The sequence below is a fragment of the Nocardia sp. TBRC8007 genome (assembly GCF_056629435.1).
The window spans coordinates 1-603 of the sequence record NZ_JBWSOR010000138.1 but is presented as its reverse complement, the minus strand read 5'-3'; the positions used below and the strand labels follow the sequence as shown (position 1 = coordinate 603).

The window sequence follows — 603 nt, the reverse complement described above, 5'->3', positions numbered from 1 at the left end:
TCGATCACGGGCAGGGTGTTGTTCTGGAATGCCAACGCCACCTGGAACAGTGGGTGGTGGGCCGTGGAGCGGACCGGGTTGAGCAGCTCGACCAGCAACTCGAACGGCGCGTCCTGATGGGCGTAGGCCGCCAGCGCCTTCTCCCGTACCTGCCCGAGCAGGTCGGTGAACGAACCCGCCGGGGTGAGGTGTGCCCGCAACACCCACGTATTGACGAAAAACCCGACCAGATCGGTCAACGCCTCGTCGGTACGCCCGGCGATCGGCGACCCGAGCGGGATGTCGGTCCCCGCCCCCAGGTGATACAACAACACCACCAACCCCGCCTGCAGCACCATCGACACCGTCGCGTCCTCCCGCCGCGCCAGCCGCTGCACCAACGCCCGGGTCTCGGCGTCGATCACCACCGCCACGGTGTCCCCGCGATAGCTCGCCACTCGTGGGCGGGGCCGGTCGGTCGGCAACGACAGCTGCGCGGGCAACCCGGCCAGCTCGCCCCGCCAATACTCCAACTGCCGCGACAACACACTGTCGGGATCGGTTTGCTCGCCCAACAGTTGCCGCTGCCACAGTGTGTAGTCCGCGTACTGCACCGGCAACGGC

The 603-nt window shown here is 68.0% G+C and carries 1 protein-coding gene; it reads right to left on the bottom strand.

Annotation, left to right across the window (positions count from 1 at the left end; genetic code table 11):
• The coding region (locus tag ACX4ZE_RS22985) for a condensation domain-containing protein (protein WP_480275549.1) at positions 1 to 603 on the bottom strand (603 nt) is incomplete at both ends.